Below are 20,302 nucleotides of genomic sequence, written 5' to 3'. Positions count from 1 at the left end.
GGCGTGTCTCGGTGCGCCTGCGGTGCCGCCTGCCTCCGCCCTGCGGCGGGCCGGGGTGAGCGCGCGGCTCGAGGCGCCTGTGGTGCTACCCGTGCCGCGTCCGGGGGACTGCCGCCGACACCCTCTCCACCCGGGAGTTACTCCCCGGTAGGGTGGCGTCCATGCACCTGATCTTCCGTACCGTCGCCACCCTGCTGAAGTCCCGCCGTCGCAGCCGCGTCTCCCTGTGGGAGCCCACGTCGGTCCCGCTGCGTGCTCTGCTCACGGACGTGGACATCGCCTGGCACATCAACAACGGGCAGTACTTCGGCCTGTTCGACCTCGGCCGCTTCGACCTCATGGACCGCTGCGGCCTGTGGAAGGAGTCCCGCAAGCGCGGCTGGCTGCCGGTGGTGCAGGCCGAACAGATCGCCTTCCGCCGTTCCGTGGAGTTCGGCCAGAAGTTCTCCGTGGACACCCGTTTCCTCGGGTTCGACGAGCGCTCCATGTGGCTCGAACAGCGGATCGTGGTGGACGGGGAGGTCTACGTCCGCGGCTACATCTGCGGCCGCCTGCGCGCCAAGGACGGCCGCCCGGTGAGCAATGAGGAGATCGCGGACGCCGTGCGCTCCCTCGGCCACGACCCGGAGGGCGGCCCCGGCATCCCGGAGTGGCTCCACGAATGGCGTCGGAACATCGCCCTGCCCTCCTCCCGCACCCCCGTGCCCCACACCTGGTGAGCCTTCCCGACGACGGCCCCGCCGCCTGTCGGGGCCGGCCCGCCGGCACGGTGATGCCCGACACGCCCAGGAGGCGGCCGTCGTCGTGAACGAAACGCCACCGGCGAGGCCCCGCATGCGGCTATGCGGGGCCTTTCCGCGCCCGTCCCGTGGACGAAGTGTCCACGGCGGAGACGGAATGTGAGGGGAACGTCCGTCGGTACTGTCATTCCACATCCTGATACGGCACGATGTTCGGGTGAACAACAGATTTCTCGTCATCGCCGCGCTGTCGCTCGGGGCTCTGATCGTGGTTCTGGTGGCCTCGCTGGGCAACGAAGCCTGGTGGTTCCTGGCCGTCATCCTGGTCGCCCTGGCCGTCCTGGGCATCTGGGACTTCACCCAGCGCCGGCACGCGATCCTCCGCAACTACCCCATCCTCGGCCACTTCCGGTACCTGTTGGAGTCCATCCGCCCGGAGATCCAGCAGTACTTCATCGAGCGCAACTTCGACGGCAAGCCGTTCGACCGCGACACCCGTTCGCTGGTCTACGCGCGCTCCAAGGGCCTCGACAACCACAAGGCGTTCGGCACCGAGCGCGACACCGGTGAGATCGGCTACGAGTTCCTCCTGCACTCGTCCGCCCCGGTGAACCCGCCGGCCGAGCCGCCGACGGTCCGCATCGGCGGGCCGGACTGCAGCCAGCCGTACGACATGTCCCTGATGAACATCTCCTCGATGTCCTTCGGCTCGCTCTCCGCCAACGCGGTGCTGGCCATGAACAAGGGCGCCGGCATGGGCGGCTTCGTCCACGAGACCGGCGAGGGCGGCCTGACCAAGTACCACCGCGGCAACGGCGCCGACCTGTTCTGGGAGATCGGCTCCGGCTACTTCGGCTGCCGCAACGAGGACGGCACCTTCAACGCGGACAAGTTCCGCGAGAAGGCCGTCCTCCCCGAGGTCAAGGGCATCACCATCAAGATGTCCCAGGGCGCCAAGCCCGGCCTGGGCGGCATGCTCCCGGCCTCCAAGATCACCGCGGAGATCGCCGAGGCCCGTGAGATCCCGGAGGACAAGGACTGCCTGTCCCCGGCCTCGCACTCGGCGTTCTCCACCCCGCGTGAGATGGTGCAGTTCATCGGGCAGCTCCGTGAGCTCTCCGAGGGCAAGCCGATCGGCATCAAGTTCTGCGTGGGCTCCCGCGTGGACGTGCTGGCCATGTGCAAGGCCATGTGGGAGGAGCGCATCGCTCCGGACTTCATCATCGTGGACGGCTCGGAGGGCGGCACCGGCGCCGCCCCGCTCGAGTACTCCGACCACATCGGCACCCCGCTCACCGAGGGCCTCATGCTCGTCCACAACGCGCTGGTCGGCACCGGCCTGCGCCACATGGTGAAGATCGGCGCCGCGGGCAAGATCGCCACCGGCTCGGACATCGTCAAGCGCCTCATCCAGGGCGCGGACTTCACCATGTCCGCCCGCGCCATGATGATGGCCACCGGCTGCATCCAGGCCCAGAAGTGCCACACCAACGAGTGCCCGGTGGGCGTGGCCACCCAGGACCCGCGCCTCATGCGCGCCCTGGACGTGGAGGACAAGTCCGCCCGCGTGTACAACTACCACCGCCTCACCGTGCGCGAGGCCGTGCAGATCATGGCGTCCATGGGCGTCACCGACCCGTCCCAGCTGAACACGCGCATGCTGCGCCGCCGTGTGGACCACCTGAGCACCCGCTCCTACGCGTCCATCTACCGCTGGATCCGCCAGAACGAGCTCCTGAACGCCCCTCCGGGCGGCTGGGACCTCGACTGGGAGGAGGCGGACGCCGACCACTTCGGCGAACATGCCCCGATCCAGTACCTGAACGACCACAACCCGGAGTGGCGTTCGGAGCTGCTCGTCACCCCGACCCAGCGCGCCCAGGCGAATGCGGCCGAGCGCCGCGCGTCGGCCGCCGCGGAGGAGGCGCATCCGTCGACCTCCCCGATGCCGCGCGTGACCCAGCTGGCCGAGGGCCAGTCGCTGTACGACTACTACGGCAACGGAGTCACCGGCCAGCGCGCAGTGGAGGACAGCCGCAGCACCTCGGCTGCCGGGGGCTCCACTGCTGCACAGCAGGCCCCCGTCCGCGATGAGACCGCCGAGCATCCGCACGACGACGAGCACACGGAGCCGTACGCCGCCGGCCCGTCCCAGGACGATCACGGCAACCGCCGCATCGAGGAAGGCGACGAGGACACGAGCCGTGGCACCACCGAGACCGTGGAGGGCGGCGACCGCCCCGAGGGCCGCGCCTGACCCCGAGGTCGGCGCGTGACCCCGAGGGCCGCGCCTGACCCCGCGGACCCGCCGCGGTCCTGACACGAGCCGGCCCCGGCAGACCAGACGGTCTGCCGGGGCCGGCTCTTCCGTGTGCGGGTGGGACCGTCAGCCGCCCTGGCGCTCCTCGCGGCGGCGCTGGAAGGCGGCGAAGGACCGGTAGCCGAGCGCGCCGAGGGTGGCGACGCTGACGAGCAGCACGGCGATCAGCCACCCGGGCGCCTGCCCGACGCGGGCCAGGAGCGGACCTCGCTCCGCCCAGTCCATGGAGGAATCGTCCGTCTCGCCCTCGGAGAGGATGCTGCGCAGGTCCTCGGTCTGGTCGCCGGAGGCCTGCGGCTTCACCAGCTTCTCCTTCTGCGCGTGCTCGAGGGCGGCGAGGGCGTCGTCCTCGAGGAGACGGCCGGAGTTCTGCAGGCCGGACAGGGCGCTGTCCGAGGCGTCGCGCAGGGTGCTGTTGCGGCTGGAACCGTCGTTCGAGCCGAGGGACGCGGCGCCCTGGGCCTCGGTGGCCCCACCGGGGGTCGGCGCAGGGTAGAAGTCCAGGTCCAGCGGCTCGCCGGACGGGGACATCGCGCCGTCTCCGGGGGTCCCGGAGGCCTCGGGGCTCGGGGCGTCGTCCGTGCCGGGGCTCGGGGCCGGAGTCCAGGAGTCGTCCTGGCCGTCGGCGGACGGCGACGGGGTCCAAGAACCGGGCACCTCGGAGGACGGGGCCGGCGTCCGGGTGCCGGGCGCGGTCGAGGATGGGCTGCCGGGGCCGTCAGGGGCCGAGGAGGCGTGCGGGGTCCACGGGGTGGACAGCGGCGGGGTCGGACTCGGCGACCGCGGGGTGTCGGACGGGCTGGGCGACCTCGGGGTGTCGGACGGGCTGGGCGTCGGGTCCTTGGTCGGGTCGTCGGACGGGCTGGGCGTCGGGTCCTCGGTCGGGCTCGGCGTCGGTTCCTCGGACGGGGTGGGGTCCTCGGTCGGGTCGTCCGACGGGCTCGGAGTCGGGTCGTCGGAGGGCGAGGGGGACGGCTCGCGTGACGGGGAGGGGCCTTCGGTGGGGTCGTCCGACGGGCTCGGCGAGGGGTCCTCGGAGGGGGAGGGGTCCTCAGTGGGGTCGTCAGACGGCGAGGGGGAGGGCTCGCGTGACGGGGAGGGGTCTTCGGTGGGGTCCTCGGACGGCGTCGGGTCCTCGGAGGGGGTGGGGTCCTCAGTGGGCTCGGTCGGGGTGCCCGACGGCGAGGCATACGGCTCCTGTGACGGCGTGGGTTCCTCGGACGGGTCGTCGGACGGGCTCGGCGACGGATCCTCGGTGGGGTCCTCAGCGGGCTCGGCCGGGTCACCCGACGGGCTCTGCGACGGATCCTCGGACGGCGTCGGCTCCTTGGTGGGGTCCTCCGTGGGGGAAGCGGTCGGCTCCTCGGTCGGCTCCTCGGTCGGCTCCGGGGTGGTGGTCTCCGCACTCGACGACGGCGCGGTGCTCGGCTCGGCGGTCTCCACAGCGTGGGCCGGGCCGGCGAGCACGGCGGCAGAGAGCAGCACGCCGGTCACGCCGAGGGCGCGCGCGTGTGCGGAGCCGGTGGTGCTGCGTGCGGTCATCAGTGGGTCCCCTCCGGGCTAATGGCCGGTGCCGGGTGCAGTCAGGTCTGGATGCACGAGGGCCGGTCGGCCGCATGTCGAACGCCTGCAAAGACGATTCTAGCGGCTCACCGGCCCTTGTGACACTCCTGTGTCCATGCCCTGGGCGTGGTCTCATGCCCAGGTCAGCGCCCCGCCGGGCGGGGTGTCACGGACTCAGAGGCGGGTGACGTTGGCGGCCTGCAGGCCCTTGTCGCCCTGGACGGTCTCGAACTCCACGCGGTCGTTCTCCTGGAGCTCCTTGAAGCCCTGTGCCTGGATGGCGGAGTAGTGCACGAAGACGTCGGCGGAGCCGTCCTCCGGAGCGATGAAGCCGAAGCCCTTCTCGGTGTTGAACCACTTGACGGTGCCCACGGTCATGGGGGTGTCCTTTCGCTGTGCCCGCCTGCGGTGCGCAGGCTGTCGGCGTCGGTGCCGTGCAGCGGGCTCGCGGCACGGGTGAAGCGGTGACACTGCACCGCGAAGACCAACGCCCCCTGGCCGTCAGGCCCGGGTACTGCAAGAAGACGGGTAAACAGGGAGAACTGCTTCTTGCCCATCGTCTCACGTTTCCCGACGACGGCGGTACACCGGCCGCTGTCCTCCCGGCCCTGTCGCAGGGAGGGGGACGGGCGGATGACGCGGGGCGGCCGTCGTCGTGCCTCCCGCCGCCGGCGGGCGGAGGCGATCCGGGCGGATCAGGCGAGCGGGCGCAACCCGGTGAAGGCGTTGTGGTGCAGGGCTGCCGGGGCGTGGACGTCCGTGTGGTCGGCGAAGCCCAGGACCTCCAGCAGGAACACCGTGTGGTCGCCGGCGTCCACCTCGGCGTGCAGGCGGGTCTCCAACCACAGCGAGGAGCCCTCGAGCAACGGGGTGCCCCGGCCGGTGCGGTGCAGCTCCAGCCCGGCGAGGCGGTCTCCGGTGCGGGAGGCCAGCTGACGGCACAAGTGGTGCTGCTCCTCGGCGAGCAGGGAGACGCCGAGGGTGTCCGCGTTTCGCAGACGGGCCCACGTGCGGGAGGACTTCTGCACGGAGAAGGACACCAGCGCCGGCTCCCAGGAGATCCCCACGGCGAAGGAGGAGGACACCATCACCTCGTCCACACCGCCCGACCGGCCGGTGACGGCCACCGCGCCGGTGGGGAACGCGCCGAGTCCTCGGCGCAGGTTCAGGGGTGTGATGTCCTCGTCCCAGCGCGGATGCGCGGCGGTGGCGGGGGAGAGCAGTGCGGTGGTGGTCATGCGTCGGATCCCTTCGGAACGGACGCGGCCCTGCGGTGCAGGCGGGCGGACCGACGTGTCCGCAGAGACGCTGTACTTGCCCAACCGGGGTGCCGGAGGGCCGAATCCTCACCTGGAGCACCCCACTGCAGCGTTGAGAGGGTTGCCGTCCCGCCGGCCAGGGCCGTGAATGGCGGGAACTCGTGATTCTGGGCTCCACGGTAGGAGCGGGCACGCCGGGGCGTCAAAGGTGTCGACCCTGTGAACGACACGCGAGGTCACACCGATGCCGTCGCCGTGCCGAGCAGCGGCGAAACGACGGTTTTCCTGCGCCGTAGTCTCGGCGGAGCACTGCCAGAATGTGATGCTTGACACATCTAGGGCGGCTGGGTCAGGATGACGCTACTCGAGAGAGGGGGGAGCTCGAGACCGCAACCCGCGGCCCCACGGCCGGTTCACCTGAAAGGGGTCGGATCATGTGGATGGACATCAAGAAGAAGCTGTCGGCGGTATCGGCAGGGGTCGTTGTGGCAGCTGCGCTGACGGCAGCCCCGGGAGCGGGGGCGGTGACCTCATCCCCGGAGGGGGGTGTCATCTCGCCGAACGCCGACTGTGCAGAGGAGAGTTGGACGACTGTCAATGTGACCTCGAATACCTTCAAGAAGTCCCATTCGGCTTATTCCTCTGTGTCTGGGGCGCCCGGCGTGACCCTCTCCATCGCGACTGGACGAACGTTTGCCGTCAGCGGGGACATTACGGGCGAGGTGTCAGGTGATGTTCGTGCAATCCTCGCGGGTGTTTCGGCCAAGGTAGGCACCCGAGTGGGTGTCACCTATTCCTCCACCAATACGATCAGTGGAGCGTGGAAGGTGCCGGCTAGCTATAAGAACGGTGGCAAGCTCGTGATTGGTGCCAAGCGGGCTAAGGGAACTTGGAAGCGCCAGATGCTGACCAGGAACTGCAAGGTAGTGACCGTGCGTAGCGGGTCGTTCACCACTCCATGGCAGCAGTTCCACTTTCAGCACTACCGTCTCTGACCCAGGGGAAGTGCTCCGGCGTCGAACTCGAAAGGTTCGGCGCCAGAGCACTCCCGTTTCGTTCACTCATGACAAGAAGGTCAATCATGTCCTCCTTCCCCCTCCTGCGATCTACTCGTTGCGCCTCGGTTATCGTCGCGGCGATTCTCTTCGGTACAGCCATGACAGGATGCTCCTCCGCCTCGGACAACAAGACGTCCAGTTCGGGGGAATCCAGTGTTGCAGCGTCATCGAGTGACCCGGCACACGCGTCCGCATCTTCTGCGGAGTCCACGGCCGCTTCCGGCGCGGGCTCGTCAGGCTCGGACGCTGAGGAGGCGCTTCCGGCCGCTCTCTTCGAGAAGGACGGGATGACGTTGGTCGAGTACTCACGCCAGCATCCGGATGCCGGCTACCTCGACCCGGCGACGGAGTCTGTGCTCGAGGAAGCGGTCGGGACCGGTTCGCAGGAGATCACCGTGGATGCACAGAAGGGTGCGGTTCTGCGGGTCATCCTGCTCTGCCCCTCGGACGCGACGGGTAAGACGGATATTCACACCTCTCGGGAAGGCGAGGACGAGAAGACGTGGATGGCCGGCTCGGAGGGTGCGTGCGGTGACTGGTCTGCGGCGACGGCTCCCGTGCCAGAGGCCGGACCCATGACCTTCACGGTCACGGTGGACAACGATTCCCCGTTCCGGGTCGTCCTGACTGCACTCTCCGAATGACGCAGCCTCGGAGAAGGGGCGCGGCGGGACGTGAATCCCCGGGAGAAGCGTCTCGCCGCACCGCTCCCGCCTGGCCGGCTCTGCCGAGCGTTCGCATGCTCCGGCTGGTGGCCGGTGCCCTTGCCCTGACACTTGTCGTGGGCCTCACCGTCCAGGCGCAGGCCACACAGCGGCTCCGGGACCTTGTCGATCGCAGCTGGCGCGGTACCTACGACCTCGTCGTCTCCGCCCCCGGTGCCGCCCCGAGCTCTGAAGCGCTCTCCGCTCCGCTGGACACGGCCGCGTGGACGAGCTCGGCCGACCGCCTCAGCACCGCCGACCTCGACCGCATCCGCGCGGTGTCCGGCGTCGAGGTCGCCGCCCCGCTCGGCGACCTCGGCGTGCGCAGCGTGGCCAACCAGGATGCCGTGATGATCGGGTACCCGGCGGACGGCAGCGTGGAGGGTCCCCGCGCGTTCGACCTGGAGGCCCGTGTCCACACCGACGACGGCCTCGGCCGCCGTCCCGTGCTCGGTATGGACACCACGCTCATCGGTTATTTCTCCGACGATGGCCCGATCGAGGACGCCCGGCCGCTGCTGGAGGACCAGGCTGTCTGCGATCCAGCTCCTCCTGAGCCCGGCCCCTGCACGGACGTCGAACTCCCCACGCTCGCCCTCGGACCCCGCGGACGCACACCCGAGCCTGCGCAGCGTGAGGTCCCCGCCGGCACCTACTGGGCCGCCCCGTGGGCGGAACCCGACCCGCAGGGCAACCGGATGGTGGTGGTGGACGCCGCGGCGGAGGCGACGTTGCTGGACCTCGGCGGCAACACGGCCGCCGCGGACGCGTTCCGTGTGCTCGCCCAGTCCTCGCCTGCCGGGTCGCTCTCCGCAGTGGTCGACCGTCTCTCGGGCGCAGCAACCGAGGAGGCACGTGCGCTCGTCGAGGCGAAGGACCGGCTCCCCGCCCACCTGCAGATCCTCGCGGACACCACCGGTCGCTCCGCGGAGTCCCTGAGCGCGGTCCCCGTGCTCGCCACGAGCGTCGGCTCGGCGCCCTTGTCCCTGGAGGTGCGCGCCAAGCCCTACCGCGAACCGGCCACCCGCCTGCGCATCGAGCAGGCTCCGGTGGACCCACGGGACCCCACCGGTCCGCGCGGCATGCTCGGCCTGCCCACCTGGGAGCTGCCCACGGGCGGTCTGGCGACGCAGGAGGACGTCTCCACCTCCGACGTCTCGGGGCGGTTCGGCGGCCTCGGCCTCGGGGTCACCGTCATCCCCGTGCCCGGGCTGACCACGGGCCAGGACCCGGTCCTGAGCTATGACTCACCTCGTCTGTCTCTGGTACAGGAGACGCGCACCCTCACCCGGCCGACGACGGCGGACGGGAACCTGGCCGAGGCCGCCGGCGTGGAGACCGCCTCTGGGACGCTCCCCGGCCGGCCCGAGGTCGCCGTCGCTCGGGCCCTGCCGGCGTCCACGTCCCGCGAGTCCGCCTACTACGCGGCCACCGACGACGGGCGTCGCTTCGGCACGGGCGACGCCCCGCTGCTGGTCAGCGTGGGCACCCTCGTCCCCGAACCGGACACGGACCTGGCGGGGATCGCCCCGCTGCTCACGGATGTGGAGCTGCCCACGACCCTCGTCGCGGACCCGGACGGCACCCCGCGCGAGGTGCGTCTGCAGCCTGCCTCCACCGGCTTCGGCCTGGCCAACCAGATGCCCGCCGCCTATGTCGACGCGGCCTCGGCCGCCACCCTCGGGCTGGAACGGCCCTTCAGCACCGTGCGGGTCCGGGTGGCCGATGTGGGGGAGGACCTCACACCGGAGAACCTCGCCACGATCGACGCAGTGGCCCAGCAGCTGAAGGACGCCGGATTCGCGGTGACCACCGTGGCCGCCTCCAGCCTCTCGCCCCGGCAATTCCAGGTGGTGTCCTACCGGTTCGACTCCACCGACGGCGAAGCCCACACCGGCCCGCTGGGCACCGTGCGCCAGCTCGGCCCGGAGCTGGCCGCCTCCCAGCGGGTCTCGGCGGCGGTCGGGTCCGCGGGGACCGCGCAGGCCATGACGGTGACCGCGCTGCTGACCGGCCTGGCAGGCCTGTGCATCCTGGCGGCGGCCCGGCCGCGACGCCGTCGGGCCGGTGTGCTGGCTCTCCAGGGCTGGACGCGCGGGGCCACGGTGAGACGCCACCTGAAGGAGGATGCTCCTACGCTCATGGTGCTCGCCCTCACCCTCGCCGCGCTCACCGCGGCCGGGGCCACGACCGCACGCATCGGGGTCGAACCCCCGCTGGTGGCCGTGGGCCTCGGGGCGACGGCGGTGCTCGCCGCCGCCATCGTGACCACGGCGGTGACCGCCGCCCGTCCCACGACCGCCGACACCCGGGAGCACGCCACCCGGTCGACGGGTCCGGCCCGGCCGGCCCGCACGGCAGCCGCGCTGCTGACCCGGTGGACAGCCCGCACATGGCCGCGCCTGCTCACCGGCGCCGCCTACCGGGCGGCCGTCGCGGTGGGGGCGGGGCTGCTGGTCGCCGTCGTCCTGCAGGCCCGCCGCGAGGCTGGCACCTCCCTGCTGGCCGGGGCCGCCGTGGCGCAGGACCTGCCGTTCCGGCTGGCGTTGGGGGCGCTGGCCGCCGTCGTGGGGATGATCCTGCTGGTGCAGCTGCATCGCGTGGAGGGGGACACCGTCCGTGCTGAGGCTATCGTGCTGCTGCTGGCGGGCTGGTCCCGGGCCAAGCTGATGGTCAGGCACCTGCCCACTCTGGCCGTCGAGGCGGCCGTGGCAGGCCTGGTGGCAGGGCTCGTGCTGGTTCTGCTCACCCCGGCGGTGGACCTGCCTCCGGTGGTGGGAGCGGCCGGTCTCGGACTGCTCCTCACCCTCCTGATCACCCTGTTCACCCGGCGAGCCCAGCTCGCCCGTGCCTGGAAGGGGCAGCCCGCATGACCGCGATCGCGCCCGTTCTCACCCTCGACCGCGTGCAGGTCGGGTACCGCAGTCCGGACGGCGGCACCCGCGTGCTCATCGAGGGGTTGGATCTCTCGCTCCACCCCGGGGAGATCGTGGGGCTGTGGGGGCGTTCGGGCACCGGGAAGTCCTCCCTCATCCGCCATCTTGCCGGGCTGACGATCCCGTTGGCGGGCCGGATCCGCTACCGCAGTCCCGACGGCGGGCTGGACGGGGACCTCGGCGGGTTCGCCGCGGAGGCCCTGGCACGGTACCGGCGTGAACACCTGGGGTACGTGGACCAGTCCTGCGAGCTGATCGGGGAGTTGTCCGCGCTGGACAACGCGGCCATCTGGGTCCACGGCGGGCCTGTCGCCGGCTCGCCCCGGGACGCACTGGACACGGTCCGGACCCAGCTGGAACGCCTTGGCCTGGGGCACCGGCTCGGCGCACCCGCCTCCCGGCTCTCCGGCGGCGAAGCCCAGCGGGTGGCGATCGTTCGGGCACTGGCCAAGCACCCGCACCTGGTCGTGGCCGATGAACCCACCGGGCACCTCGACGCCACCACGGCCCGCGAGGTCATCGCCCTGCTGCGCGAGCACGCGCAGGCTGGGTCCGCGATCCTCGTGGCCAGCCACGACCCGCTCGTCCACGCTACGGTGGACCGGGCCGTCCGGGTCGGTGAGGACTGACTCGCCCTCAGCGCCGGCCCCGCAGCCGGTCGATCTCGCGGCGCTCCTTCTTGGTGGGCCGCCCGGCGCCGCGCTCGCGCACGGGCACGGCGAGCAGCTCGCGGGGGATCGGCGGTGGCGAGTGGTCGATGTACTGCCGCTGCGCCACCGGAGCGCCCACGCGCTTGGAGATCAGCCCGGTGACCTGCAGGATGCGCTCGCGGTGGTCCTTGCGCAGGCGCACCGTGTCCCCGACCGCCAGGGTGTGCGCCGCCTTGACGGGCTCCCCGTTGACGCGCACGTGTCCGCCCCGCACCGCCGCGGTGGCGGCCGAGCGGGTCTTGTACATGCGGACCGCCCACAGCCAGGCGTCCAGACGGACGGCGCTCACCGGTCAGCTCCGGCGGATCCGCATGGCGGCGCCGTGGCCCTCCAGGCCCTCGTCATGGGCCAGGGCGCTGACACCGTCGATCAGCTCCTCTAGGCCCTGCGCGTCGTAGCGGATGAGCTGCTGCAGACGCAGGAACGTCACGGTGTTCAGGCCGGAGGAGAAACGAGCGGTGCCGGAGGTCGGCAGCACGTGGTTGGACCCGGCGGAGTAGTCGCCCAGCGGCACCGGGGCGTGCGGGCCCACGAAGATCGCGCCGGCATGGGTGACCCGGCGGGCCACCTGCTCCGGGTTGCGGGTGTGCACCTCCAGGTGCTCGGAGGCGTAGGCGTCCGCCACCTGCACCGCATGGTCCATGTCCCGCACCAGCAGGACGCCGGACTGCGGGCCGGTCAGGGCGGTGCGGATCTGCTCGGCCAGCGGCAGCCGCGGGGCCTGACGCTCCACCTCCGCCAGCACGTCCCGGACGAGCTCCTCGGAGTCCGTGATGAGCACCGAGGCGGCCAGCGGGTCATGCTCGGACTGGCTGATCAGGTCCGCGGCCACCCAGGCGGCCTGCGCCGTGCCGTCGGCGATCACCGCGATCTCGGACGGGCCGGCCTCGGCATCCACGCCGATCCTGCCCAGCAGCGCACGCTTGGCCGCGGCCACATAGACGTTGCCCGGCCCCGTGACCATGGCGACGGGCGCGCAGACCTGCGTGCCGTCGTCGTCCTTCACACCCAGGGCGAGCATCGCGACGGCCTGGGCCCCGCCGGCGGCGTAGACCTCGTCCACGCCCAGCAGGGCGCAGGCGGCCAGGACGGTGGGGTGCGGCATGCCGCCGTGCTCGCGCTGCGGCGGGGAGGCCACGGCCAGGCCCTGCACACCGGCGGCCTGGGCCGGCACCACGTTCATCACCACCGACGACGGGTAGACGGCCCGGCCTCCGGGCACGTAGAGCCCCACGCGGTCCACCGGCACCCAGCGGTTCTCCACGATCGCGCCGTCGGCCAGCTCGACCTCCGTGCCGGAGGGCACCTGCGCGGCGTGGACCTTCCGGGCGCGGCGGATGGACTCCTCCAGAGCGGCGCGGACCTCCGGGGCCAGGGTCTGGAGGGCCTGCTCGATCGCCTCGGCCGGCACGCGCAGGGCTGGGGCACGCACGCCGTCGAAGCGCTCGCCGAGCTCCAGCACGGCCGAGGCTCCGCCGGTGCGGACCTGCTCGATGATCGGCAGGACCGCGGAGACGGTCGAGGACACGTCCACCTCGGCGCGGGGCACCACGGCGTCCAGATCAGTGTCTGCGGCGGCGTCGCGCAGGTCGGTGACGGAGAGCATCGGTGAACCTCCAGGCTGGTCTGTCTCGTCCGGCCGGCCGATCGGCTGGAAGCCCTCGCTCCCCGCGGTGCCGGCCACCGGTGTCCAGCCTCCATTCTGCGCTCTCCCGTGAACCGTCCGGGGCCAGGTGTCAGACTGGTGACATGCCTGTAGCCGCCGCGCCGATGCCCCTGTTCCTCTCCGGCCTGTTCTCCGCGACACAGCAGGACGGCGTGCCGGAGGAGGTGCAGCAGGGTGCCGACGCCACCGTCCGCGTCCTCGGGCTGGAGCTGGCCACGCTGCTCGGTGTGTGCGGGGCCTTCGTGCTCGGCTGGGCGCTCGTCTTCCTCGGCTTCCTGGTGGTCCAGGCCGTGCTGTTCAAGAGGCGGGCACTGGCCGGGCGTCTGCGCCGGCTGCGACACCCGCTGGGGCTGGCGCTCGGCTTCAGCATGTCCCGCGTGGCCCTGGTGACCATGGCGAAGGCCCCGGCACGGGAGGCGGCGTGGTTCCCCTTCGTGTCCTTCCTGCTGCTCGCCGCCTTCGTCGGCTGCCTGGCCTGGGCCGCCGTCCGCGCGGTGAACGTGGTGGAGGAGCAGGTCCTGGACCGCTACCGCGAGGCCGGCGTCAACGACCGCCGCGAGCGCAAGGTCCGCACCCAGACCGTGCTGATCCGGCGCATCCTGCAGGCGGTGATCGTGGTGGTGGCCGTGGCCGTCGTCCTGCTGACCATCCCGGCGGTCCGCTCGCTCGGTGCCGGCCTGCTGGCCTCGGCCGGCCTCATCTCCGTGATCGCAGCCCTGGCGGTGCAGTCCACCCTGACGAACGTGTTCGCCGGCGTGCAGCTGGCCTTCACCGACTCGGTCCGCGTGGGGGACGTGGTCACCATGGACACCACCTTCGGCACCGTGGAGGACATCACCCTGTCCAACGTGGTCCTCAAGCTCTGGGACGGCCGACGCATGGTCTATCCCTCCAGCCAGTTCACCACCCAGCCGTTCGAGAACTGGACCCGCGTGGGCTCGGCCGTCTCCGGCACCGTGGAGATGGACGTGGACTGGCGGGTGCCCATGGATGACCTGCGCGAGCGCCTCAAGGAGCTGCTCGCCTCCACCGACCTCTGGGACGGCCGCGAGGCCTCCATGCAGGTCACGGATGCCCTCGGCGGCATGGTCCGCATCCGCGCCGTGGTCTCCGCCCGCACCTCCGGCGACCTCTGGGACCTGCGCTGCCTGGTCCGCGAGGACCTGGTGAACTTCATCCGCCACGACCACCCGGAGGCCATCCACGCCCAGCGCCTCAGTGTGCTCGAGACCCCGCTCCGCCCGGGCGGTCTGCCCGACGACGGCGGCACCGCCTCCGCCTCGGGCCTCCCCTCGTGTGCGGGGTCGGCTCCGGCCTCGTCCGGAGCGACTCCGGAGGGCGGCTTGCCTGCTTCCGAGGGGCGGGGAGGCGCAGGCAGGGCCGGTGCAGGCAGGGCTGGCACCGGCGCAGAGGAGGCCGGTGCGGTTGAGAGGGGCGCCGGGCAGAGGAAGGCCGGTGCGAAGGACGCCGGAGGCGACGACGCGGCGGCACCGGCCGACCGTGAGGGGTCCCACCCGCCGACGGCGCGCCTGCCGCGCGTGGACGGGGACAGGCGCCCGCAGACCGGCGCGCAGCCGACCGCACCGCTGGCCCGCGTGGGCGAGGACACCTCCATGTACACCGGCTCCATCACCGCGGTGGAGCGCAACCGCGAGTTCGCCGGCCCCGGCGAGGACGCCTACGCCGAGCGCAAGGCCAAGGTCCGCGCCGAGCGTGAGGAGGAGCGCCGCAGTGCCGGGCGTGAGGAGGCCGGACGTAAGGAGGAGCGCCGCAGTGCCGGGCGTGAGGAGGCCGGACCGGACGACGAGGGCGTGCAGCGCGCCAAGCCCGAGGCCGACGACTGAGCGCAGGCCGGACGCGCCGACGCATCACCCCGACCAACACCCGCCCTGCCCCGTGCCCCCACGCGTCTTGGGGATAAGACACGGTCACATTTCGCGATCTCAACACCGTGTTGTATCCCCGAAACGGTAGGGGGAGGTGTGCCTCAGCGGTCCTCGGGGCGGGGGAGCTCCTCGGCCACCGGCTCGGGCTCGGCCACCGGCTCGGACCCGAGGGCGTGAGGCGGCTCAGCCATGTCCTGCCCGACGGCGTCCTGGTGCCCGGCAGCGTCCTCGCGCTCCACAGGGTGCTGCTCCACGGCCCGGGCGCGGCGAGAGCCGGAGACCGGGACGGTGTCCGCCTTGGAGGAGACGGCGTCCGGCGTGTGGTCCGCGTACTGCTTCACGCACAGCACCGGCTGGTCCAGCTCGCGGAGCAGCTCGTCCGAGACCGAGCCCATCATGAACCGGCCCACGGCGCCGCGGCGGCGCAGGCCGATCACCACGATCGACGGCTCGAGCTCGGCGGCGACCTCCTTCATCTCCGCAGCGGTGGAGCGGCCGCGGGCGTACTGGCGGAACTCGGCGTCCACGCCGCAGCCGTCCAGGACCTGCTGCAGATCACGCTGCTGGGCCTCGTTGAGCAGGTTCGACGAGCGATGCTCGCCGCCGGGGCCGGCGTTGACGACCACAACGCGCTCGCCGGTCGTGCGGGCGATGTCGATCGCCTTGTTCAGTGCGGCGCGGGACTCCGCGCGCGGGGCATAGCCCACCAGGATGGTCATGCTTCGGTCCTCTCGGAGTCGGAGTCGGAGTCGGGGTCGGGGTCGGGGTCGGTGTTGCGGGTGGAGCCGGTGACTGCGGAGACCTCCGCGGCCACCCGGTGGCGGGAGAAACGCTCGACCAGCGTGTCCGGGGCCATCTTCGCCGCCTGGATCAGGGAACGGAAGCGGCGGGACGGCACGCAGGTGGACTGCCCCTGGGCCAGGGCGGCCAGACCCTCGCGGGCGACCTCGTCCACGGGCATCCAGGCCCAGGACGGGTAGGAGGCGGCGTCGATGCCGGCGCGCTCGTGGAAGCCGGTGTACACCGGTCCGGGGCAGAGGGCGGTGACGTGCACACCCTCGGAGCGGTAGCGGATGTTCGCCCAGCGGGCGAAGGCCACGGCCCAGGACTTCGCGGCCCCGTAGGTGCCGTCCGGGATGAGGCCGGCCACCGAGGCCACCAGCAGGATGCGTCCGCCGCCGCGCGCCAGGAACGCGCGCAGCGCCGCCTGGGACAGGGCCAGCGGGGCCTGGACGTGGAGGAAGGCCTGGTCGAACTCCTGACGGCGGGTGGTCTCGTGGACCTCCGGGCCCACGCCGGTCCCGGCAGAGTGCACCAGTCCGGTGATGGGCTCGGCCGGGGACTCCAGGCGTTGGGCGACGGCGTCCAGGCCGGCCTCGGTGAGCAGGTCGGCCTGCAGGGCCTCCACAGGCACGCGGTAGGCGGCGCGCAGGGACCGGGCGGTCCGTTCCAGGCGGTCTGCGTCCCTGCCCACCACCACGAGCCGGTGACCCTGCGCCGCCAGCTGGCGGGCGATCTCCTCACCGATGCCGGAGGTGGCTCCGGTGACGAGGTACCGCATGGTCGGAACGCCGCCGGGCAGGTCCGTCACAGGGGAGTCCTCCGTCGGCACCTCGCCGATCGGTCGGACGCGGCGGGCGACGCGCTGGGCCTGTTTCTTCTGTGCGCGCGCCAGCCTGCGTTCGGCCTTGGCGGTGCGCTTGGCCAGGCGGGCGTCCTTGGCGTCCTGCTTCAGGGCGGCCCGGGACTCGCGGCGTGCCTGCTTCTCAGCGGCCTTCTTGGACGCCTGCTCCTCAGGCGTCAGGTCCGTGGCGTCCCCGGGGTCCCCGCCCTCGGCGAGACCAGGCGTGGGCGAGGGGGAGGAGGAGGTGAGGGAGCCGCCGTCGGGAAGGTCCGCGGCGCGCCCCGGCGCACGGCGACGGCGTGGGGAAGAGGAGGCCATGCCTCCAGTCTAGGGCGAGCCGGAGGCCCGGGACCGTGCGCTCAGGCGGTGGCGCGGACGTAGTCCAGGGTGGCGGCCGTGACCAGCGCGGCCACCTGCTTCACCTTCCCGTCCAGGCCGGGGTAGATGCGGTCGGCGAGCTGCTCCGGGGTGGCCTGCGCGGCCTGGTCCTCGGGCAGCTGTGCGAGGGCCTCGCGGACCTGCGCCACACGCTCCATGCGGTGGTCCGTGTACTCCTGGGCGATCTGCGCCACGGACGGCAGGACCGGGCCGTGGGCGGGCAGGACGGAGGTGTCGCCGAGCTCGCGGAGGCGCTCCAGGGAGGCCAGATAGTCGGCGAGGGTGCCGTCCGGGAAGTCGAGCATGGTGGTGCCGACGCCGAGGATGGTGTCCCCGGTGAGGACCGAACCGTCCGGGCCGGCGGAGGGGACCATGAAGCAGAAGGAGTCGGAGGTGTGGCCCGGCGTGTGCATCGCCTCGATCACGGTGTCCGCCTTGACGATCCGGTCCCCGTCCTCGAGCGGGTGCCCGCCGCCGCGGCAGTGCTCCTCCAGATGCGCGCGCACCGGCGCTCCGGTGACCTCGTGGAACACGTCGATCGCGCCGGTGTGGTCCTCGTGCCGATGGGTGGCGAGGATCAGCTCCACCCGGCGGCCGTCCGCGGCCTCGAGGACGTTGCGCACGTGCTCCTCGGCGGTGAAGGCCGGGCCCGGGTCCACCACCACGACCGTCTCGGAGCACGGGGCGCCGATCAGGTAGGTGTTCGTGCCGGACAGGGTCATGTCCGACGGGTTGTCCGCGGTGACGCACTGGACGAAGGGGGCCGGGTTCGGTCCGGGGACGGTGTGGCGTGCAGGCATAGGGTGGATTCTATGGAACACAGCACCCGTGGCGCGTACGTGACCGGCGGCCGGGAGTTCACCCGGGACACGCAGTACATCGAGGACAGGATCGTGGCGGACGTGGACGCCGCCCGCCGCGCCCCGGCGCTGCCGCCCACGAAGGTGGGGCAGATCGGCGCCGGGCTGCGGGAGGGCGCGCAGGCCTGGCCCGTGGAGCCCGGACGCTACCGGCTGGTGGCCGCGCGGGCGTGCCCGTGGGCGAACCGGGCGATCATCGTGCGCCGGCTGCTGGGCCTGGAGGACGCCGTCTCCCTCGGCCTGCCCGGGCCCACGCACGACGCCCGCTCCTGGACCTTCGACCTGGACCCGGACGGCCGGGACCCGGTGCTCGGCACGCAGCGGCTGCAGGAGAACTACCTCGCCCGGTTCCCGGACTACCCGCGCGGCATCACCGTCCCGGCCATGGTGGACGTGCCCAGCGGCGGCGTGGTCACCAACGACTACCCGCAGCTGACCCTGGACCTCTCCACCGAGTGGACCGCCTTCCACCGCGAGGGCGCCCCGGAGCTGATCCCGGACGCCGGCCCGGAGCGGGACGAGATGTTCGAGGTCATCGAACGGATCTTCACCGAGGTCAACAACGGCGTCTACCGGTGCGGGTTCGCCGGCAGCCAGGAGGCCTACGACTCCGCCTACGCCCGCCTCTGGACCGCCATGGACTGGCTGGAGGAACGCCTGAGCGGCCGTCGCTACCTGATGGGGGAGCGCATCACGGAGGCGGACGTGCGCCTGTTCACCACGCTGGTGCGCTTCGACCCCGTCTACCACGGCCACTTCAAGTGCAACCGGAACCGGCTCGTCGAGATGCCTGCGCTGTGGGCGTATGCGCGGGACCTGTTCCAGACCCCCGGCTTCGGGGACACCGTGGACTTCGCGCAGATCAAGGCGCACTACTACGTGGTGCACGAGGACATCAACCCCACCGGCATCATCCCGCAGGGCCCGGACCTGTCCGGGTGGATGAGCGCCCACCGGCGGGAGGAGCTCGGCGGCCGGCCGTTCGGGGACGGCACCCCGCCCGGGCCCGTGCGCGAGGGCGAGAGGGTGGACCCGGCGCACACGCCGCTGCGCTGAGCCGTAGCCGGGCCGCCTCCGGAGCTGCAGGGCCCGCGTCCCGACGACGGCCGCTCGCCTGGATGGGGGGGCCGCGCCGTCCCGGACGGTGCCGCTCCTCGTCCGTCTGCCGCCGGCGTCACACTGCGGACCCGGCTGGCCCCGCGCGGCGGGCCGGGAGCATGATCGGGGCATGGCAGTGCTCCCGACCCGACTCACCCCGCTGGTCCGCCGTCTCCCGGACGTGAAGGAGCTGGCCTCGCTGATGCGCTTCGGTGCCCCGCGGGCGGACCGCCGTGCCGCCCGCCTGTCCAAGGCCGCGGACGTGGCGGACCTGCGCCGCATCGCGAAGCGCCGCACGCCCACCCCGGCGTTCGACTACGTGGACGGCGCCGCCAAGCGCGAGCTCACCCACACCCGGGCCCGCGAGGTGTTCGACTCGGTGGAGCTGCTGCCGCGGATCCTGCACGGGATCGCGGAGCCGGACCTGTCCGTGGACATCGCCGGGGCCCACTCGGCGCTGCCCTTCGGCATCGCGCCCACCGGCTTCACCCGCTTCATGCACGCCGAGGGCGAGAACGCCGGCGCCGCCGCCGCGGCGGCCGCGGGCATCCCGTTCACCCTGTCCACCATGGGCACCCGCTCCATCGAGGAGACTGCCGCGTCCTCCGGGGACGGCGACCGCTGGTTCCAGCTGTACCTGTGGCGGGACCGGGACCGCGCCCGGGACCTGATCGAGCGAGCGGCCGCCTCCGGCTACGGGGCGCTCGTGGTCACGGTGGACACCCCGGTGGCCGGCCAGCGTCTGCGGGACGTGCGCAACGGCATGACCATCCCGCCGCAGCTGACGCCGAAGACCGTGGTGGACGCCGCCTGGCGCCCGGAGTGGTGGTTCAACTTCCTCACCACGGACCCGCTGACCTTCGCCTCGCTCTCCGACTCCGCCGGGGACCTGCCGTCCATCATCAACGGCATGTTCGACCCCACCCTGTCCCTGAAGGACCTGGAGTGGATCCGCTTGGCGTGGAAGGGGCAGCTGTTCGTCAAGGGCATCCTCACCGCAGAGGACACCCGCCGCGCGCTGGACACCGGCGCGGACGGACTGGTGGTCTCCAACCACGGCGGCCGCCAGCTCGATCGCGCGCCGGTGTCCCTGCAGGCGCTGCCGGGTGTGCGCGCCGAGGCCGGCCCGGACGTGCCGATCATCCTGGACTCCGGCATCACCACCGGCGAGGACATCGTGGCGGCCCTGGCCCTCGGCGCCGACTTCACCCTGATCGGCCGCGCGTACCTCTACGGCCTCATGGCCGGCGGCCAGGAGGGCGTGGCCCGCGTGATCGAGCTGCTCGCCCAGGAGGTGACGGTGGCGATGACGCTCATGGGCGCCGCCACCACGAAGGACCTCACCCCGGACTCGGTGCGCGCGCCCTGGCTGCAGGGGTGAGCCCTCCGGCCCGCCGCCGGGGCGGATTCCCCGCCTCTGTGTTCACAGAACCCCCAGGTGAGGTCACATTCCCCGGCACTTGTTGAACAATTGGTCGCCATGGCCCATCATGGAATGTG

At 72.2% G+C, this 20,302-nt stretch carries 18 protein-coding genes and 1 riboswitch; of the genes, 9 read left to right on the top strand and 9 right to left on the bottom strand.

Annotation, left to right across the window (positions count from 1 at the left end):
• Positions 1-161 precede the first annotated feature (161 nt).
• Together CEQ11_RS11865 and CEQ11_RS11860 are read left to right on the top strand one after the other, a co-directional pair.
• Positions 162-719, top strand: coding sequence for a thioesterase family protein (locus CEQ11_RS11865; protein WP_067189694.1), 558 nt, complete (start codon positions 162-164; stop codon positions 717-719).
• 238 nt (positions 720-957) lie between these two features.
• Positions 958-2,997: an FMN-binding glutamate synthase family protein gene (locus tag CEQ11_RS11860; RefSeq protein WP_088478723.1), complete on the top strand. Its 2,040-nt coding sequence runs from the start codon at positions 958-960 to the stop codon at positions 2,995-2,997.
• A 129-nt stretch (positions 2,998-3,126) separates the two neighbouring features.
• On the opposite strand, the gene CEQ11_RS11855 is transcribed toward CEQ11_RS11860, so the two are convergent.
• The 4 genes from CEQ11_RS11855 to CEQ11_RS11845 all read right to left on the bottom strand — a co-directional run bounded on the left by CEQ11_RS11855 (position 3,127) and on the right by CEQ11_RS11845 (position 5,861).
• Complete coding sequence (locus CEQ11_RS11855) at positions 3,127-4,602, bottom strand: hypothetical protein (protein ID WP_102957533.1); 1,476 nt, start codon at positions 4,600-4,602, stop codon at positions 3,127-3,129.
• A 195-nt stretch (positions 4,603-4,797) separates the two neighbouring features.
• Entirely contained in the window at positions 4,798-5,001 is a 204-nt protein-coding gene (locus tag CEQ11_RS11850) for a cold-shock protein (protein WP_067189701.1), read from the bottom strand.
• The gene (locus CEQ11_RS12790) at positions 4,998-5,180 is read right to left on the bottom strand and encodes a hypothetical protein (protein ID WP_127913495.1); all 183 of its coding nucleotides are present in this window, start codon (positions 5,178-5,180) and stop codon (positions 4,998-5,000) included. Before CEQ11_RS12790 ends, CEQ11_RS11850 begins: the two co-directional genes overlap by 4 nt.
• A 138-nt stretch (positions 5,181-5,318) precedes the next feature.
• A complete protein-coding gene (locus tag CEQ11_RS11845; RefSeq protein WP_088478722.1) occupies positions 5,319-5,861 on the bottom strand; it encodes a flavin reductase family protein in 543 nt (180 codons plus the stop codon).
• Between the two features lie 67 nt (positions 5,862-5,928).
• Positions 5,929-6,049: riboswitch (SAM riboswitch) on the bottom strand.
• A gap of 273 nt (positions 6,050-6,322) precedes the next feature.
• Between CEQ11_RS11845 and CEQ11_RS11840 the strand changes: the two genes are divergently transcribed.
• The 4 genes from CEQ11_RS11840 (at position 6,323) to CEQ11_RS11825 (ending at position 11,209) form a co-directional block, all read left to right on the top strand.
• A complete protein-coding gene (locus CEQ11_RS11840) occupies positions 6,323-6,877 on the top strand; it encodes a hypothetical protein (RefSeq protein ID WP_227718866.1) in 555 nt (184 codons plus the stop codon).
• Positions 6,878-6,963: 86 nt separating this feature from the next.
• Complete coding sequence (locus CEQ11_RS13205) at positions 6,964-7,584, top strand: hypothetical protein (protein WP_227718865.1); 621 nt, start codon at positions 6,964-6,966, stop codon at positions 7,582-7,584.
• Positions 7,585-7,679: 95 nt separating this feature from the next.
• Positions 7,680-10,517 carry a hypothetical protein gene (locus tag CEQ11_RS11830; protein ID WP_087134699.1) on the top strand — a complete coding sequence of 946 codons (2,838 nt, stop codon included), beginning with the start codon at positions 7,680-7,682 and terminating at the stop codon, positions 10,515-10,517.
• Positions 10,514-11,209, top strand: coding sequence for an ABC transporter ATP-binding protein (locus CEQ11_RS11825; RefSeq protein WP_067189709.1), 696 nt, complete (start codon positions 10,514-10,516; stop codon positions 11,207-11,209). The genes CEQ11_RS11830 and CEQ11_RS11825 overlap by 4 nt, the downstream gene beginning before the upstream one ends.
• A gap of 7 nt (positions 11,210-11,216) precedes the next feature.
• Here CEQ11_RS11825 and CEQ11_RS11820 read toward each other — a convergent pair whose 3' ends face one another.
• Both CEQ11_RS11820 and hisD read right to left on the bottom strand, forming a co-directional pair.
• On the bottom strand, positions 11,217-11,579 hold the full coding sequence (locus CEQ11_RS11820) for an RNA-binding S4 domain-containing protein (protein WP_067189711.1): 363 nt from the start codon (positions 11,577-11,579) through the stop codon (positions 11,217-11,219).
• A 3-nt stretch (positions 11,580-11,582) separates the two neighbouring features.
• The gene (gene hisD, locus CEQ11_RS11815) at positions 11,583-12,896 is read right to left on the bottom strand and encodes a histidinol dehydrogenase (protein ID WP_088478721.1); all 1,314 of its coding nucleotides are present in this window, start codon (positions 12,894-12,896) and stop codon (positions 11,583-11,585) included.
• A 143-nt stretch (positions 12,897-13,039) separates the two neighbouring features.
• On the opposite strand from hisD, the gene CEQ11_RS11810 reads away from it, so the two are divergent.
• Positions 13,040-14,800, top strand: a complete 1,761-nt coding sequence (locus CEQ11_RS11810) for a mechanosensitive ion channel family protein (protein ID WP_088478720.1) — start codon at positions 13,040-13,042, stop codon at positions 14,798-14,800.
• A gap of 143 nt (positions 14,801-14,943) precedes the next feature.
• Here CEQ11_RS11810 and CEQ11_RS11805 read toward each other — a convergent pair whose 3' ends face one another.
• From CEQ11_RS11805 to CEQ11_RS11795, 3 genes are read right to left on the bottom strand one after another with little or no spacing between them, the layout of a single operon-like run.
• Entirely contained in the window at positions 14,944-15,561 is a 618-nt protein-coding gene (locus CEQ11_RS11805; protein ID WP_088478719.1) for a universal stress protein, read from the bottom strand.
• Positions 15,558-16,784: an SDR family oxidoreductase gene (locus CEQ11_RS11800; RefSeq protein WP_088478718.1), complete on the bottom strand. Its 1,227-nt coding sequence runs from the start codon at positions 16,782-16,784 to the stop codon at positions 15,558-15,560. The genes CEQ11_RS11805 and CEQ11_RS11800 overlap by 4 nt, the downstream gene beginning before the upstream one ends.
• Positions 16,785-16,825: 41 nt before the next feature.
• Positions 16,826-17,644 carry an MBL fold metallo-hydrolase gene (locus CEQ11_RS11795; RefSeq protein ID WP_067189719.1) on the bottom strand — a complete coding sequence of 273 codons (819 nt, stop codon included), beginning with the start codon at positions 17,642-17,644 and terminating at the stop codon, positions 16,826-16,828.
• A 12-nt stretch (positions 17,645-17,656) separates the two neighbouring features.
• Between CEQ11_RS11795 and CEQ11_RS11790 the strand changes: the two genes are divergently transcribed.
• Positions 17,657-18,760 (top strand): glutathione S-transferase family protein, encoded by a 1,104-nt coding sequence (locus CEQ11_RS11790; RefSeq protein ID WP_070640087.1) that lies wholly within the window; start codon positions 17,657-17,659, stop codon positions 18,758-18,760.
• A gap of 172 nt (positions 18,761-18,932) precedes the next feature.
• A complete protein-coding gene (locus CEQ11_RS11785; protein WP_070640090.1) occupies positions 18,933-20,183 on the top strand; it encodes an alpha-hydroxy acid oxidase in 1,251 nt (416 codons plus the stop codon).
• Positions 20,184-20,302 lie beyond the last annotated feature (119 nt).

The sequence above is a fragment of the Micrococcus sp. FDAARGOS_333 genome, from assembly GCF_002206575.2.
Taxonomy (GTDB): Bacteria; Actinomycetota; Actinomycetes; order Actinomycetales; family Micrococcaceae; genus Micrococcus; species Micrococcus lylae.
The sequence above is the reverse complement of the archived record's forward strand: the minus strand, read 5'-3'. Positions and strand labels throughout refer to the sequence as shown.